Raw genomic sequence first — 14,518 nt, 5'->3', positions numbered from 1 at the left:
TTCATGACGGAGACGAAACGCGAGATCGAGCGCAAGTACGAATCCGATGAGAGCGGGCTGCCCGACCTGACCGGTGTCGCCGGGGTCGCGTCCGTCCTCGACAAGGGCGTCACCGAGCTGGACGCGACCTACTACGACACCTCCGACCTACGTCTGGCCTCGGCCTCGATCACGTTGCGTCGCCGCACCGGCGGCTCCGACGCCGGCTGGCACCTGAAACTGCCGGTGGCACCCGGCGTCCGGGACGAGATCCGGGCCCCGCTCTCCGACGCCGTACCCGACGAGCTCGTCGGGCTGGTCCGCTCCCGTGTGCGTGAGGGTCAGCTCGTGCCCGTGGTGCGGCTGCGCTCCAGCCGGGACATCCGCGAACTCGTCGACGCCCAGGGCAGGCTGCTCGCCGAGGCGAGCGTGGACGCCGTACGCGCGGACCGGAAGTTCGGCGGCGAGGGCAGCGCCCAGTGGACCGAGATCGAGGTGGAGCTCGCCGACGGCGGCGATCCGGTCCTGCTCGACAAGGTGGAGAAGCGGTTGCGCAAGGCGGGCGTACGGCCGTCGAAGTCGGCGTCGAAGCTGGCGCGGGCGCTGGCGGAGACGAAGGGCGGGCATCCGCGGCCGAAGGACGAGGGCCCCGTCGAGCCCGTCACCGCCGGTGACCACGTCCTGGCGTACATCCGTGCCCAGCGGGACGCGATCGTCGAACTGGACCCGGCCGTGCGCCAGGACGCCGAGGAGTCGATCCACGACATGCGGGTCGCCACCCGCCGGCTACGCAGCACGTTCCGCTCTTTCCGCAAGGTCCTCGACCGGGAGGTCACCGACCCGATCGGCGCCGAACTGAAATGGCTGGCCGGGGAGCTGGGCGTGGGCCGCGACCACGAGGTGCTGGCCGAACGGCTGAACGCCGGCCTCGGCGAACTGCCCTCCACCCTGGTCTCCGGCCCGATCCACGACCGGCTGCGCGCCTGGGCCAAGGCCGGGGAGCACGGTTCCCGCCGCCGGCTGCTCGGCGTGCTCGACTCGCAGCGCTATCTGACGCTCCTCGACAGCCTGGACGCCGTGGTCACCCACCCGCCGATGCTCAGGGCGGCCGTCAGGAAGCCGGACAAGGTGCTCGCCAAGGCCGTACGCAAGGACTTCGGAAAGGTGTCCGCGCTGGTCGAGGAGGCCATGGAGCAGCCACCGGGCACCGACCGCGATCTCGCGCTGCACGAGGCCCGCAAGAAGGCCAAGCGGACGCGGTACGCGGCCGAGACGGCCGGCCCGGCCCTCGGCGGCACGGCCAAGACCCTGGTCAAGTCCATGAAGTCGCTCCAGAGTCTGCTCGGCGACCACCAGGACAGCGTCATGGCCCGCACCACCCTGCGGGAGCTGTCCGCGGTGGCGCACGCGGCGGGGGAGAGCGCCTTCACGTACGGCGTGCTGTACGCCCACGAGGAGCGGCGCGCGGAGCGGGTGGAGGAGGCCCTGCCGGCCGAGTGGAAGAAGACCAGCGGTTCGATGGAGGTTTAGGAGCCGGATTTTCGCGGACGGGGCAGTCCTCCGAGCGGGTTACGCTTGATGGTCACCCCTGTCCCCGTCAGCTCACGAAGGTAACGCCGCGATGTCTGTCGATTCGGTCTTCCCGCAGCTAGAAGCCTTGCTCCCGCATGTGCAGAAGCCGATCCAGTACGTGGGCGGCGAGCTCAACTCCACCGTCAAGCCCTGGGAGTCCTGCGACGTCCGCTGGGCGCTCATGTACCCGGACGCGTACGAGGTCGGGCTGCCCAACCAGGGCGTCATGATCCTCTACGAGGTGCTGAACGAGCAGGAGGGGGTTCTGGCCGAGCGCACGTACAGCGTGTGGCCGGACCTGGAGGCGCTGATGCGGGAGCACGCGGTCCCGCAGTTCACCGTGGACGGCCACCGTCCGGTGAAGGCCTTCGACGTCTTCGGACTGTCCTTCTCCACGGAGCTGGGCTACACGAACATGCTGACGGCGCTGGACCTCGCGGGTATCCCGCTGGAGTCCAGGGACCGCGGTCTCGACGACCCGATCGTGCTCGCGGGCGGCCACGCGGCCTTCAACCCCGAGCCGATCGCCGACTTCATCGACGCGGCGGTCATCGGCGACGGCGAGCAGGCCGTGCTGGACATGACGAAGATCATCCGCGAGTGGAAGGCGGAGGGCCGGCCGGGCGGCCGCGAGGAGGTCCTCTTCCGTCTCGCGAAGACGGGTGCGGTGTACATCCCGCGCTTCTACGACGTGGAGTACCTGCCGGACGGCCGGATCGCCCGAGTGGTGCCGAACAGGTCGGGCGTTCCGTGGCGCGTGTCGAAGCACACGGTCATGGACCTGGACGAGTGGCCCTACCCCAAGCAGCCGCTGGTTCCGCTCGCCGAGACGGTGCACGAGCGCATGTCGGTGGAGATCTTCCGCGGCTGCACCCGCGGCTGCCGTTTCTGCCAGGCCGGCATGATCACGCGCCCGGTGCGAGAGCGGTCGATCACCGGTATCGGCGACATGGTCGAGAAGGGTCTGAAGGCGACCGGCTTCGAGGAGGTCGGACTGCTCTCGCTGTCGAGCGCCGACCACAGCGAGATCGGCGAGGTCGCGAAGGGCCTCGCGGACCGCTACACGGAGGACAAGATCGGCCTGTCCCTCCCCTCCACCCGCGTGGACGCCTTCAACGTGGACCTGGCGAACGAGCTGACCCGCAACGGCCGTCGGTCCGGCCTGACCTTCGCCCCCGAGGGCGGCTCGGAGCGCATGCGCAAGGTCATCAACAAGATGGTCTCCGAAGAGGACCTGATCCGGACGGTCTCCACCGCGTACGGCAACGGCTGGCGCCAGGTGAAGCTGTACTTCATGTGCGGTCTGCCGACGGAGACGGACGAGGACGTCCTGCAGATCGCCGACATGGCGATGAAGGTGATCGCCGAGGGCCGCAAGGTCTCGGGCCAGAACGACATCCGCTGCACGGTGTCGATCGGCGGGTTCGTGCCGAAGCCGCACACCCCGTTCCAGTGGGCGCCGCAGCTCTCCGCCGAGGAGACCGACGCGCGTCTGCAGAAGCTCCGGGACAAGATCCGCGGCGACAAGAAGTACGGCCGCTCCATCGGCTTCCGCTACCACGACGGCAAGCCGGGCATCGTCGAGGGCCTCCTCTCGCGCGGCGACCGCCGTATCGGCGCCGTCATCCGGGCCGTCTACGAGGACGGCGGCCGCTTCGACGGCTGGCGCGAGCACTTCTCCTACGATCGCTGGATGGCCTGCGCGGACAAGGCGCTGCCCGCCTTCGGCGTGGACGTCGACTGGTACACGACACGTGAGAAGTCCTACGAGGAGGTCCTGCCCTGGGACCACCTGGACTCGGGCCTCGACAAGGACTGGCTCTGGGAGGACTGGCAGGACGCCCTCGACGAGACGGAGGTCGAGGACTGCCGCTGGACGCCGTGCTTCGACTGCGGGGTGTGCCCGGCGATGGACACCCACATCCAGGTCGGTCCGACCGGCAAGAAGCTGTTGCCGCTGGAGGTCAAGAAGCCCGCTCCGACCAGCTGAAACGGGGCGTGCGAGGGTGAGTGAGGCGCTGCGGCGGACCGCGGAGGCCGTGGCTGACGTCACGGAGGACGAGGTGGCCGCAGCGCTCGGGTCGCTTGGGGCGCCGAGAGGGCGGGAACGGCGTGCCGTGGCCACCAACATGCTGAGAACGCCGCTGCCGTCGCCCGAGGGCTCTTCGCGGATCCGGTCCGAAGTGGAATGGGTCGGCAACTGACACCGATCCCGGGATGGGCGCCCATGACGGCGTCGCCTGAGTGGCTGCTCTCGGTTCGCGCGGCTTTTCCTTGCTTCCTGGCGTGTTGATATCCGCTAGGGAGGAGGTGGGCATGCCGGCGAGCGAAAAGCCTGCGAGCGGCCCGCGGTGGGGAAGCTCAGGTGATGGCCCTCCTTCTGGCCAGCGGCCGGTCAGTGCACCAGCAGGTCGATCACGCCCGTCAGGTCCTCCTCACCGCTGCCCTCGGCCAGGCGACGGCGCATGAGCCGGAAGTAAGGGCTGAGCAGTTCCGGGCTGACACCCTGCTGCTCGGCGGTGCTCAGGAAGGTCGGCGTGCCGGCCACCTGCATGGCGAGACTGGAGACGACCCCCTTGGTGTAGTCGCCGCTCCGTAGCTGGTCGGCGGTCTGGTGAACTGCCGGGGCCATCGCGACGAGCCAGTCGGCGAGCAGCGGGGCGAGCGCCGCAGGGTCGATGTCCTCCTTGCGGATCAGGGCGAAGGCATGCGCGGCTCCGGCGAACATCCCGTACATGGCGCTGAGCAGGGCGACGTCGTGCAGGGTCGCGAAGCCCGCGTCCTCGCCGACGTAGGTGGTGCCGGCCGGGACGCCCAGGGTGTCCTTGTGCCGCTCGAACAGCTCCCGCGAACCGCTGTAGAACACGTAGCCACCGGCTTGCGGGACGCCGATCATCGGAGGGACAGCCATGATCCCGCCATCCAGGTAGCGGGCGCCGCGCTCGCGGGCCCACTCGGCGCGGGCTCGGGCCTGGGCAGGGGTGCTGGTGGTCAGGTTGACCAGGTCCTTGTCGGCCAGGTCGGTGCCGGCCAGTACCTCATCGACCGAGGCGTCGTCCAACAGACAGACGACGACCAGGGTGTGCGCTGCAACCGCCTCAGCGGTGCTGTCCGCGACGGTGGCTCCCTCGGCGGCCAGCGCCGCCGCACGGGCCGGGGTGCGGTTCCAGACAGTGAGCGGGTGGCCGGCGGCAAGCCAGGTACGGGCCAGCGCGGTGCCCATCGCGCCGAGGCCCAGCAGCGTGACGGAGGCTTTCTCAACAGTGTTCTGTGCCATGCCGATTAGGCTGGTCCCAGGCCCGGAGGTGATCAAGTACGCACTTCGGAGTGGGTGGTTACCCCGGGGGGAGCGAGCACGTCAGAAGGGTGGGGCATGACGACGCTGAACCGGCCGGTTGCACCAGACGGACACGCCTGCGGGATCGACACCGCGATGGAGGTGATCGGCGGCAAGTGGAAGGTGCTGATCCTCTGGGCACTCCACGAGCACCCCTGCCGCCGCTTCGGCGAACTGCGTCGCCTGCTTCCGGGGGTCACCGAGAAGGTGCTGACCTCTCACCTACGTGAGATGGAAGCGGACGGCGTCGTGCACCGCGTCTCCTACGACGAGGTGCCGCCCCGCGTCGAATACTCGCTGACCGAGGACGGCACACGCCTCAACGACGCACTCCAGCCGCTGGCCGCCTGGGGACGCGGGCGGCCGAACACTCGACGGCCGGAAGAGCGAGCAGGCTAGAGACCGTGTGGTGAAAGTGCTGGTCACAGCCACTCGTGAGGACGCGTTCCACTCGCGAGCCTCACCGCCTGCCAATACGACAACCATGCCGTCCGCCACACGGCAACCATGCCAGTCGCAGCCGGCTGACAGCGTGGTTGGACGGTGAAGCAGGCGGTGGGGAGCGCGGCGCACGGCCACTGAGGATTCGCAGTGGCCCTGCGGGGTATCGCGACACATGCCCGGAGGTCGGTCGGCGGACCTCCGGGCATCATGTCCAGCGTGGTGCGGGGTCCGTCACGAGCCGCCGTTGATGACGTTCGCCAACGGTTGCAGGATCACCTTGGTCCAGGGGTTGGGCAAGCCGGTGACGGGGTCGTTGCAGTCCAGAGTGGCCGGGTTGGTGCCGCCGACCGCGACGCAGGTGGTCTCCCAGACCTGGCCGGTGGTGGTCACGACGTCGAACTTGATGGGGTTCCCGATATTGGCGTTGTGCCCGTTGACGGCGGCGCCGCAGACGAAGCCGACGTCACGTCCGTTGGCGTCCACCCCGCCTGCGGGATAGTTGGCGTGGGTGCTGAGGTCGGTCCACAGGAACGGGCGGGGCGCGATGCCGCGGAGGTCGTGGATACCGGCGAAGGTGTTTCCGCCGGTCAGTGCGACCCTCAGCTCGAAGTTGTTGGAGTCCTGCGCGGCGTCGATGTCGGAGCAGGGGCCCGTCGCCCCGGTGGCTCCGGTCGCCCCCGTCGGTCCGGTGGCTCCGTCGACGCCGTTCGTGCCGGTGGCGCCCGTGGCTCCGGTGGCTCCGTCGACGCCGTTCGTGCCGGTGGCTCCGGTGGCTCCGTCGACGCCGTTCGTGCCGGTGGCGCCCGTGGCTCCGGTGGCTCCGTCGGTGCCGTCCGTGCCGGTCGCACCCGTGGCCCCGGTGGCTCCGTCGACGCCGTCCGTGCCGGTGGCGCCGGTGGCTCCCGTCGCGCCGTCGACGCCGTCCGCGCCGGTCGCTCCGGTCGCGCCGTCGACGCCGTCGATGCCGTCCGTACCGGGGGCGCCGGTGGCTCCCGTCGCTCCGGTCGCGCCGGTGGCTCCCTTGTCACCCTTGGGGCCCTTCGGACCCTTGGGCCCGGTGGGGCCGGTCGGGCCCTTGCACTGGTCGTTGCCGCCGGCCTCGATCGCCCTCGAACTGTGGTGCTCCGGCTTGTGGTGTCCCGGCTTGCACTTGTCACCGGGGGAGGGCAGCTCCGCCTGTACCCGCTCGGTGACGCTGCGGGCCGCCGCCGCGGCCGGGCTGATCACGCCGGCCGCCAGGATCACCGCGAGCGAGGCCACCATGCCGGCCTGCTTGCATCTGTGTCGGGCTACCGGTCCGAGGAGGGAGTACGGTCCGAACTCAGGTCGCATTTGCGTGCTCCTTGCATTGTTCGGTCCGGGCACTCCCCGAACCTGATGGCGAGCTTGACCCGGGCAGACCGGTTCACGCGAGGCACAAGGTCCAAAAGATACTTTTAATAGACTTATCGGACTAATCGATGCGTACTGACGGGGTACTCCTCGCGTGGAGCGGGGGGCCGGGGAGCGGACCTGTGTCAGGTTGACGCCCGTGACCCACCAGACCCTGTGCCTGTGCATGATCGTCAAGGACGAGGCGTGCGTGATCGAACGCTGCCTGGAGTCCGTACGGCCCCTCATCGACCACTGGGTGATCTCCGACACCGGCTCGACGGACGGCACACAGGACCTGATCCGCAAGGTGCTGGACGGCATCCCGGGCGAGCTCCACGAAGAGCCCTGGGTCGACTTCGGGCACAACCGGACGCGGAACATCCAGCACGCCCGCGGCAAGGCCGACTACCTGCTCACTCTCGACGCCGACCACGTCATGCGCCAGGACGCCCCGCTGCCCCGGCTGACGGCAGACTCGTACATGCTGCGTTACGACACCCCGGGCACCCAGCACCGTTTCAAGCACCTCATGCGGGGCGACCGGGCCTGGCGCTACGAGGGCGTCACCCACGAGTACCCGTGCACCGACGGCCCCGACCGGCAGGAGAACCTGGACGCCCTCGTCATCGAGGACCATGCGGACGGCGGCTGCCGCAGCGACAAGTTCGAGCGCGACGCGCGCCTGCTGCGGGGCGAGTTGGAGCGCGACCCCGCCAATCCGCGCACCGTCTTCTACCTGGCCAACACCGAGCGCGACCTGGGCCACGCGGACGAGGCGATCGCACTGTACGAGCGGCGTGCCGAGCTGGGCGGCTGGGGTGAGGAGGTCTACTGCTCGCTGCTGGAGGCCGGGATCCTGCGGGCGGAGAAGACGGACGACTGGCCCGGAGCCATGAACGCGTTCTCCCGGGCCTGGGACTCCCGCCCGGCCCGCCTCGAAGCCGTCTACGAACTGGCCTCGCGCCTGCGTCGCCAGAGCCGCTACCACACCGCGTACGCCCTGCTCGGCGCGGTCGTCGGCAGGGGCGAGCCCGACGACCTGCTCTTCACCAGGTCCTGGGTGTACCGGTGGGGCCTGCTCTTCGAGTTCGCCATCTGCGCCTACTGGGTCGGCGACCACCAGGCCGCCGTCCGGGCGTGCGACACGCTGCTGGCGATGCCGGACCTGCCCGATGCCGTCCGCCGTCAGACGGAGACCAACCGCGAGTTCTCCGCGCCCCACGTCAAGGCCGTCCCCCGGCCGGCCGGCCCGGAACGCCGTCCGAAGGCGTCCCGGGCGGGGAAGGCGGCGCGGCCCCGGAAGAAGTAGCCGGCCCCTGACCCACCCTCAGCAGCGCATCCACCGGGGCGGTTGTAGCGTCTACGTCGTTATGGACCTGGAGAAACCGCCCGCCGGACCGCCCGCCGGACCGCCCGCGCAGCCGCCCGTGCGGGAGCCCGCACGGGAGCCCGAGGGGTGTCTCGTCGTGGCGATCCGGCTCCCCGTGCGGATCGTCGTGCTCGTGCTGGTCGTGCCCGTGCGGATGGTGTGGGACGCGCTCGTCGTCGTGGGGCGGTTCCTCCGGGACACGGTGCTCCGGCCGTTGGGGCGGGCCCTGCTGTGGCTCGGGAAGGCGCTGTTCGTCCTGCCGTTGATCGGGCTGTGGCGGTACGTCGTCGTCCCCTTGGGCAAGGCGCTCGGATGGCTCGTACAGGTGCTGCTCGTGATGCCGGTGGTGTGGTCCTACCGGTACGTCCTGACTCCGGTCGGGCACGGCATCGCGTGGCTGGCGCGCGGGATCGGGGCCGGGCTGGCGTGGCTGTACGCGCGTCTGCTGACGCCGGTCGGGCACGCGTGCCGGTGGCTGCTGAAAGGCATCGGCGCCCTGCTCGCCGCCGTCGGTGTCGGCGCGTACACCGCCGTGGCGTGGCTGGTGCGGTACCTCGTCGTCGTTCCGGCCCGCTGGGTCCACCGGTGGATCCTCGCGCCGGTCGGGCGGGCGATCGCCTGGTGCGCGCGGGGGGTGTGGCGGCTTCTGGCGCTGCTCGTCACCGGGATCGGCCTGGTCCTGTACTGGGCCGCCCGGATCCTGGTCGTGCTGCCCGCGCTCGCCCTGTGGCGCTGGGTACTTGTTCCCGTCGGCCGCTTCCTGGCGGTCGTCGCGCGGGAGGTGGGGGACGCCCTCGGGCACGCCTGGCGGATCGCCGGGCGGATCTCGCGGGCCGTCGGGCGGTTCCTCGGGACGCTCTTCCGGTGGATCTTCGTGGAGCCCGTGCGCTGGGCGTACCGGACCGTCCTCACGCCGGTCGGGCATGTCGTCCGGGACGCCGTGCTGCGTCCCGCCGCGCGGGCCGCGCGCAGCGTGGGCCGGGCCACCCGGCAGACCCTGGCCGCCGCCCGGGAGACCGCCCGGCAGGCCCGCGCGGACGTGCGCCGGATGCTTTTCGGGGAGTCGCGGGAGCGGGCGGCGGTCGGCCGGCGGGAACCATCGGAGGGCGAGACACGTACTCTTGGTAGGAGTACGACCGCTCTCACGAAGGACTGAACGACACTGGGCAAGCGACAGCCCGAAGGCCCGCCGCCCGCACCCTCGGTGCAGCGCATCCGACTGCGCTACACCAAGCGCGGCCGCCTCCGGTTCACCAGCCACCGTGACTTCCAGCGCGCCTTCGAGCGTGCGTTGCGCCGTGCCGAGGTGCCGATGGCGTACTCGGCGGGGTTCACGCCGCATCCGAAGGTGTCGTACGCCAATGCCGCACCCACCGGCACGGGCAGTGAGGCGGAGTATCTGGAGATCGCGCTCTCCGCGGCGCGTGACCCGGAGAAGCTGAGAATCCTCCTCGACGAGTCGCTGCCCGCCGGGCTCGATGTCGTCGACGCGGTCGAGGTGCGGACCTCGGGTCTCGCCGACCGGCTGACGGCCTCCGTATGGGAGCTGCGGCTGGACGGGGTGGACCCGGCCGACGCCGATCGCGCGGTCGAGGCCTTCAACAAGGCCGACGCCGTCGAGGTCCAGCGCATGGCCAAGAACGGCGTTCGTACCTTCGACGCCCGCGCCGCTGTCGTACAACTCGAGACGCACAGTGAACCTGCCGATAGGCCGACGGACCAGCCCTGTGCGATACTGCGGCTGGTTGTTCGGCACGTGACGCCTGCTGTACGACCCGACGACGTCCTGTCCGGTCTTCGCGCCGTGGCCGACCTGGCGCCGCCGGTCCCCGTAGCGGTGACCAGGCTGGCGCAGGGGCTGCTCGATGAAGAGACCGGCACGGTGACCGACCCGCTCGCGCCCGACCGCGAGGCAGCTCTGGCCCCCACAACGGCCGATCCCGCTGCCGCCGCGAAGGCGACCGCGTAGGGAAGGTTCCGCGAAGGAACGAACGTCGTAGCGCCGCCCTCGGACTCGGGAGCCACCTGGGTCGGGCGGCGAACCGACCAGAAGACTTTCGCCAGGCCGTACGCATTCGGCGTACGGAACCGGCGAGACAGGACACAGAGAGCTCCCGTGCGGCGCCCGCGCCCCGGACGGCGGCACCGCGCATCGCGCGAGCCGCGGACGTCAACGGCGATCGATCCCTCGTGATCGACGCCGGACCGGGTGCGGCGCCCGGGAGCCTGACGGGAGAAACGCCCGCATGCTCGAGCCAACCGAATCCGCAGAGTCCGCCACGGACTCCGAAGCGAACACCCCCAGCGACACCCTGCCGCCGCGTCGTCGGCGCCGTGCCGCTTCCCGGCCGGCGGGTCCGCCGGTCGCCGCCGCCGACACCTCGGCCGAGACCACCACGCCGGCCATACCGGCCGTGGAGTCCGCCGAACAGTTGGCGCAGGAGGCTCTCGAAGACGAGACCGCCGAGGCCGCTCAGGCCGACGGCACGGCCGACACCAAGGCCGGGGAAGCCGCCGAGGCCGCGCCGCGTACCCGGCGCCGGGCCACGCGCCGTGCCTCCGCGCCCGCCGGGGCTCCGGCCGCCGACGAGGCCGCCGAGACCGTTCTGCCCGCGGCCGCCGCCGAGGTGAGCGCGCCCGCCGTGGAGGAAGCCCCCGCCGAGGAGGCTGCCGCCGAGGACGCTGCCCCTCGCCGTAGCCGTCGCCGGGCCACGCGTCGCGTGTCCACGCCTCCCGAGCCTCAGGCCGAGATCGTCGAGCCCGCAGCCGTGGAGCAGCCCGCCGCGCAGTCCGAGCCCGTCGCCCGGCCGGCCGACGAGGCGCCCGCCGAGGCCGCGCCCCGTACGCGCCGCCGGGCCACCCGCCGGGCGACCGCGCCCGCCGGTGCGCCGGAGGCCGAGACGCCCGCCGTCGCCGCCGAGGCCGAGGCTCCGGCCGTGACCGACGAGGCGCCCGCCGAGCCCGCTCCCCGGACCCGCCGTCGCGCCACGCGTCGGGTGACCGCGCCCGCCGAGGCCGAGGTTCCCGAGCCGGCCGTCACCGCTGCCGTCGCCCCCGTCGAGGAGGCGAAGGCTCCCGAGGCTCCTGCCGCTCCGGCCGAGGCCACGCCCGCCGCCGAGGCCGACGAGGACGCCGGTTCCCGTCGTGGGCGTCGTCGTGTGGTCCGTCGGGCCGCCGGAGGTTTCTCCGCGCCCTCGCAGGAGAGCACGGAGGGCGACGCGACGCGTCGTCCGGCGCGGCCCGCGGTCGCCGTGTTCCAGGCGCCCGTGTTCGCCGAGCCGCAGTTCCAGACGCCGCAGCGGGCCGCAGCCGAGGCTGCCGCCGCCGGGGTCGAGGAGACGGAGACCGAGGAGCCCGAGGAAGTCGAGGTGGCTCAGGAGGCTCCGGAGGCTCAGGAGGAGCCGACCGGGTCGCGTCGTCGCCGTCGTCGCCGGGGATCCGGTTTCGGCGAGGAGGCCGAGACCGGCCGGACCGCCGCGGCTGCCGCACCCGCCGCACCCGCCGCACCCGCCGCGCCCGCTGTCGCGGACGAGCCGGAGACCGAGCCGGAGGAGGCCGACGAGGCCGAGGACGTCGTCGACGGTGACGACGAGACCGAGGAGACCGGGTCGCGCCGCCGTCGCCGTCGTGGCGGCCGTCGCCGTCGTCGTGGCGATGCCGCCGACGGCGAGGGGGACGCCGAGTCCGACGAGTTCGCCGCCGAACAGGCCGCGCAGGACGCCGAGGACACGGCCGAGCAGGAGGACGAGGACGCGGAGGACACCGACGAGGACGCCGGTGGTTCCACCGCCGGCAGTCGTCGTCGCCGTCGCCGGCGTCGTCGCGCCGGCGACTCCTCTCCCGACGCCGAGCCGGGCGACGGGGACCCGGAGCGCACGGTCGTCAAGGTCCGTGAGCCGCGCAAGCCCTCCGAGCCGTCCGACGAGGTGCAGTCCATCAAGGGCTCGACCCGTCTCGAGGCCAAGAAGCAGCGCCGTCGGGAAGGCCGTGAGCAGGGCCGCCGACGGGTGCCGATCATCACCGAGTCCGAGTTCCTGGCCCGCCGCGAGGCCGTCGAGCGGGTGATGGTCGTCCGCCAGAGCGGCGAGCGCACCCAGATCGGCGTCCTGGAAGACAACGTGCTCGTCGAGCACTACGTCAACAAGGAGGAGGCCACCTCCTACGTCGGCAACGTGTACCTGGGCAAGGTCCAGAACGTGCTGCCGTCGATGGAGGCCGCTTTCATCGACATCGGCAAGGGGCGCAACGCCGTCCTGTACGCCGGTGAGGTCAACTTCGAGGCGCTCGGCATGGCCAACGGGCCGCGCCGCATCGAGGCCGCCCTCAAGTCGGGTCAGCCGGTCCTCGTCCAGGTGACGAAGGACCCGATGGGCCACAAGGGCGCCCGGCTGACCAGCCAGGTCTCGCTGCCGGGCCGCTACCTCGTGTACGTGCCCGAGGGCTCGATGACCGGTATCAGCCGCAAGCTGCCCGACACCGAGCGGGCCCGGCTGAAGACGATCCTCAAGAAGATCGTCCCCGAGGACGCGGGCGTCATCGTGCGCACCGCCGCCGAGGGCGCGAGCGAGGACGAGCTGCGCCGCGACGTCGAGCGTCTGCAGGGGCAGTGGGAGGACATCCAGAAGAAGGCGAAGAACGGCGGCAACGCCCCGACGCTGCTGTACGGCGAGCCGGACATGACCGTCCGGGTCGTGCGCGACATCTTCAACGAGGACTTCTCCAAGGTCATCGTCAGCGGTGACGAGGCCTGGTCGACCATCCACGGGTACGTCTCGCACGTCGCGCCCGACCTGGCCGTCCGCCTGTCCAGGTGGACCTCCGAGGTCGACGTCTTCGCCACGTACCGGATCGACGAGCAGCTCGCCAAGGCGCTGGACCGCAAGGTCTGGCTGCCCAGCGGCGGTTCGCTGGTGATCGACCGGACCGAGGCGATGGTCGTCGTCGACGTCAACACCGGCAAGTTCACCGGACAGGGCGGCAACCTCGAGGAGACGGTCACCAGGAACAACCTGGAGGCGGCCGAGGAGATCGTGCGTCAGCTGCGGCTGCGCGACCTCGGCGGCATCATCGTGATCGACTTCATCGACATGGTGCTGGAGTCCAACCGGGACCTGGTGATGCGGCGCCTGCTGGAGTGCCTGGGCCGTGACCGCACGAAGCACCAGGTCGCCGAGGTGACCTCGCTGGGGCTCGTGCAGATGACCCGCAAGCGGGTGGGCCAGGGGCTGCTGGAGTCCTTCTCCGAGACCTGTGTGCACTGCAACGGGCGCGGGGTCATCGTCCACATGGAGCAGCCGACCGCGGTCGGTGGCGGCGGCAAACGCAAGAAGCGCGGCCGCGGCGGCGACGGACAGGACCACGAGCACGAGACGGTGACGGCCGATGTCGTCGAGCCGTTCGTGGGCGTCGGGCAGGAAACGGAGAGCGAGGCCGAGGTCGCCGCGGAGGTGGCCGAGCCGGTCGCGCTCGAGGCCCCCGAGTTCGCGCCGGACGAGGAGCTGTACAGCAGCATCGCCGAGGCGGAGGCCGCTGCCACGCGTGGCCGGGGCCGTCGCCGGGCGAGCCGCCGGGCGTCCGCTCCGGCGGGTGCGCCGAGGGGCGGCGCGTCGCGCAGGGCGGGCGGCTCCGAGGCGAGCGCCGCGGAGGAGTCCGCCGAGGCTGCCGCGGAGGCGGTCGTCGAGGCGCCCACCGCGCAGGACGTCACCGCCGAGGCGGAGACCGAGCGTCCGGTGCAGCCGGCCGAGGCGGTCACCGCCCAGGCCGAGCCGGTCGCCGTCGAGGACCCGGTCGTCGAGGCGCCGGTCGTCGAGGCCCCGGTCGTCGACGAGGCCGCGCCCAAGGGCCGGGCCCGTCGTCGCGCCACCCGCAAGGTGTCCGCGCCGGCCGGTTCGCCCGCCGGGGCGGAGGCCGCCGTGCTGACGGTCGCCGAGCCGGTCGCGCCGGCCCCGGCCGCCGAGGCCGCTCCGGTGGAGCAGCCCGAGGCGGAGCAGGTCGCCGAGCCCGTCGTCGAGAGTGCGGCTCCGGCCCGCCCGCGGCGCCGTGCCGTGCGCAAGGCCACCGCGCCGACCGCGTCCGAGGAGACGGCCGTCGTGGTCGTGCCGTCGGTCGTGGCGGAGACCGTCGTCGAGGAGAGCGAGGCGCCCGCCGAGGAGGCGGAGGCCGCTCCGGCGAAGAAGGCGGCCGCCCGCAAGACGGCGAAGAAGGCCACGGCGAAGAAGGCCGCCACCAAGAAGACGGCGGCGGCGAAGAAGACGACGGCGAAGAAGACCGTCGCCAAGAAGACGACGGCGAAGAAGGCCGCGAAGGCGGTGTCGAAGACGACGACGTCGGCGGCCCAGCAGAGCCACCCGACCGTCTCGGTATCGACGCAGGAGTGACCTCCGCTTCGCTCCGGCTCTGATGCGGCGCGGGCAACCGGTATCCTCCGGGTGCCCGCGTCGCAT

The 14,518-nt window shown here is 71.8% G+C and carries 9 protein-coding genes; 7 read left to right on the top strand and 2 right to left on the bottom strand.

Annotation, left to right across the window (positions count from 1 at the left end):
- The first annotated feature begins 3 nt into the window (after window positions 1–3).
- Together ACFWBD_RS32755 and ACFWBD_RS32750 are read left to right on the top strand one after the other, a co-directional pair.
- A complete protein-coding gene (locus tag ACFWBD_RS32755) occupies window positions 4–1,509 on the top strand; it encodes a CHAD domain-containing protein (RefSeq protein ID WP_385674887.1) in 1,506 nt (501 codons plus the stop codon).
- 91 nt (window positions 1,510–1,600) lie between these two features.
- Window positions 1,601–3,541: a TIGR03960 family B12-binding radical SAM protein gene (locus ACFWBD_RS32750; RefSeq protein ID WP_385674883.1), complete on the top strand. Its 1,941-nt coding sequence runs from the start codon at window positions 1,601–1,603 to the stop codon at window positions 3,539–3,541.
- 405 nt (window positions 3,542–3,946) lie between these two features.
- Here ACFWBD_RS32750 and ACFWBD_RS32745 read toward each other — a convergent pair whose 3' ends face one another.
- Window positions 3,947–4,828 (bottom strand): NAD(P)-dependent oxidoreductase, encoded by an 882-nt coding sequence (locus ACFWBD_RS32745; protein WP_385674880.1) that lies wholly within the window; start codon window positions 4,826–4,828, stop codon window positions 3,947–3,949.
- Between the two features lie 96 nt (window positions 4,829–4,924).
- On the opposite strand from ACFWBD_RS32745, the gene ACFWBD_RS32740 reads away from it, so the two are divergent.
- Window positions 4,925–5,287 (top strand): winged helix-turn-helix transcriptional regulator, encoded by a 363-nt coding sequence (locus tag ACFWBD_RS32740; RefSeq protein WP_385674877.1) that lies wholly within the window; start codon window positions 4,925–4,927, stop codon window positions 5,285–5,287.
- A 276-nt stretch (window positions 5,288–5,563) separates the two neighbouring features.
- Here the strand turns inward: ACFWBD_RS32740 and ACFWBD_RS32735 are convergent, their stop codons facing one another.
- The gene (locus ACFWBD_RS32735) at window positions 5,564–6,664 is read right to left on the bottom strand and encodes a hypothetical protein (protein ID WP_385674875.1); all 1,101 of its coding nucleotides are present in this window, start codon (window positions 6,662–6,664) and stop codon (window positions 5,564–5,566) included.
- A gap of 199 nt (window positions 6,665–6,863) precedes the next feature.
- Between ACFWBD_RS32735 and ACFWBD_RS32730 the strand changes: the two genes are divergently transcribed.
- The 4 genes from ACFWBD_RS32730 (at window position 6,864) to ACFWBD_RS32715 (ending at window position 14,452) form a co-directional block, all read left to right on the top strand.
- Window positions 6,864–8,015, top strand: a complete 1,152-nt coding sequence (locus tag ACFWBD_RS32730) for a glycosyltransferase (protein ID WP_385674871.1) — start codon at window positions 6,864–6,866, stop codon at window positions 8,013–8,015.
- 61 nt (window positions 8,016–8,076) lie between these two features.
- Window positions 8,077–9,231 (top strand): hypothetical protein, encoded by a 1,155-nt coding sequence (locus ACFWBD_RS32725; RefSeq protein WP_385674868.1) that lies wholly within the window; start codon window positions 8,077–8,079, stop codon window positions 9,229–9,231.
- 48 nt (window positions 9,232–9,279) lie between these two features.
- The gene (locus tag ACFWBD_RS32720; protein WP_385674865.1) at window positions 9,280–10,044 is read left to right on the top strand and encodes a TIGR03936 family radical SAM-associated protein; all 765 of its coding nucleotides are present in this window, start codon (window positions 9,280–9,282) and stop codon (window positions 10,042–10,044) included.
- Between the two features lie 277 nt (window positions 10,045–10,321).
- Window positions 10,322–14,452, top strand: coding sequence for an Rne/Rng family ribonuclease (locus tag ACFWBD_RS32715; protein ID WP_385674862.1), 4,131 nt, complete (start codon window positions 10,322–10,324; stop codon window positions 14,450–14,452).
- The last annotated feature ends 66 nt before the right edge of the window (window positions 14,453–14,518 follow it).

Source organism: Streptomyces sp. NPDC060002 (genome assembly GCF_042737245.1).
In the GTDB taxonomy this organism is placed as follows: domain Bacteria; phylum Actinomycetota; class Actinomycetes; order Streptomycetales; family Streptomycetaceae; genus Streptomyces.
Note: the sequence above shows the minus strand (reverse complement) of the source record. Positions and strands in the feature narration are given on the sequence as shown.

Excerpts from the sequence above, each read along its gene's own strand:
- ACFWBD_RS32755 (WP_385674887.1), top strand. The coding sequence starts at position 4 with ATGACGGAGACGAAACGCGAGATCGAGCGCAAGTACGAATCCGATGAG.
- ACFWBD_RS32745 (WP_385674880.1), bottom strand. The coding sequence starts at position 4,828 with ATGGCACAGAACACTGTTGAGAAAGCCTCCGTCACGCTGCTGGGCCTC.
- ACFWBD_RS32725 (WP_385674868.1), top strand. The coding sequence starts at position 8,077 with ATGGACCTGGAGAAACCGCCCGCCGGACCGCCCGCCGGACCGCCCGCG.
- ACFWBD_RS32740 (WP_385674877.1), top strand. The coding sequence starts at position 4,925 with ATGACGACGCTGAACCGGCCGGTTGCACCAGACGGACACGCCTGCGGG.
- ACFWBD_RS32735 (WP_385674875.1), bottom strand. The coding sequence starts at position 6,664 with ATGCGACCTGAGTTCGGACCGTACTCCCTCCTCGGACCGGTAGCCCGA.
- ACFWBD_RS32715 (WP_385674862.1), top strand. The coding sequence starts at position 10,322 with ATGCTCGAGCCAACCGAATCCGCAGAGTCCGCCACGGACTCCGAAGCG.
- ACFWBD_RS32750 (WP_385674883.1), top strand. The coding sequence starts at position 1,601 with ATGTCTGTCGATTCGGTCTTCCCGCAGCTAGAAGCCTTGCTCCCGCAT.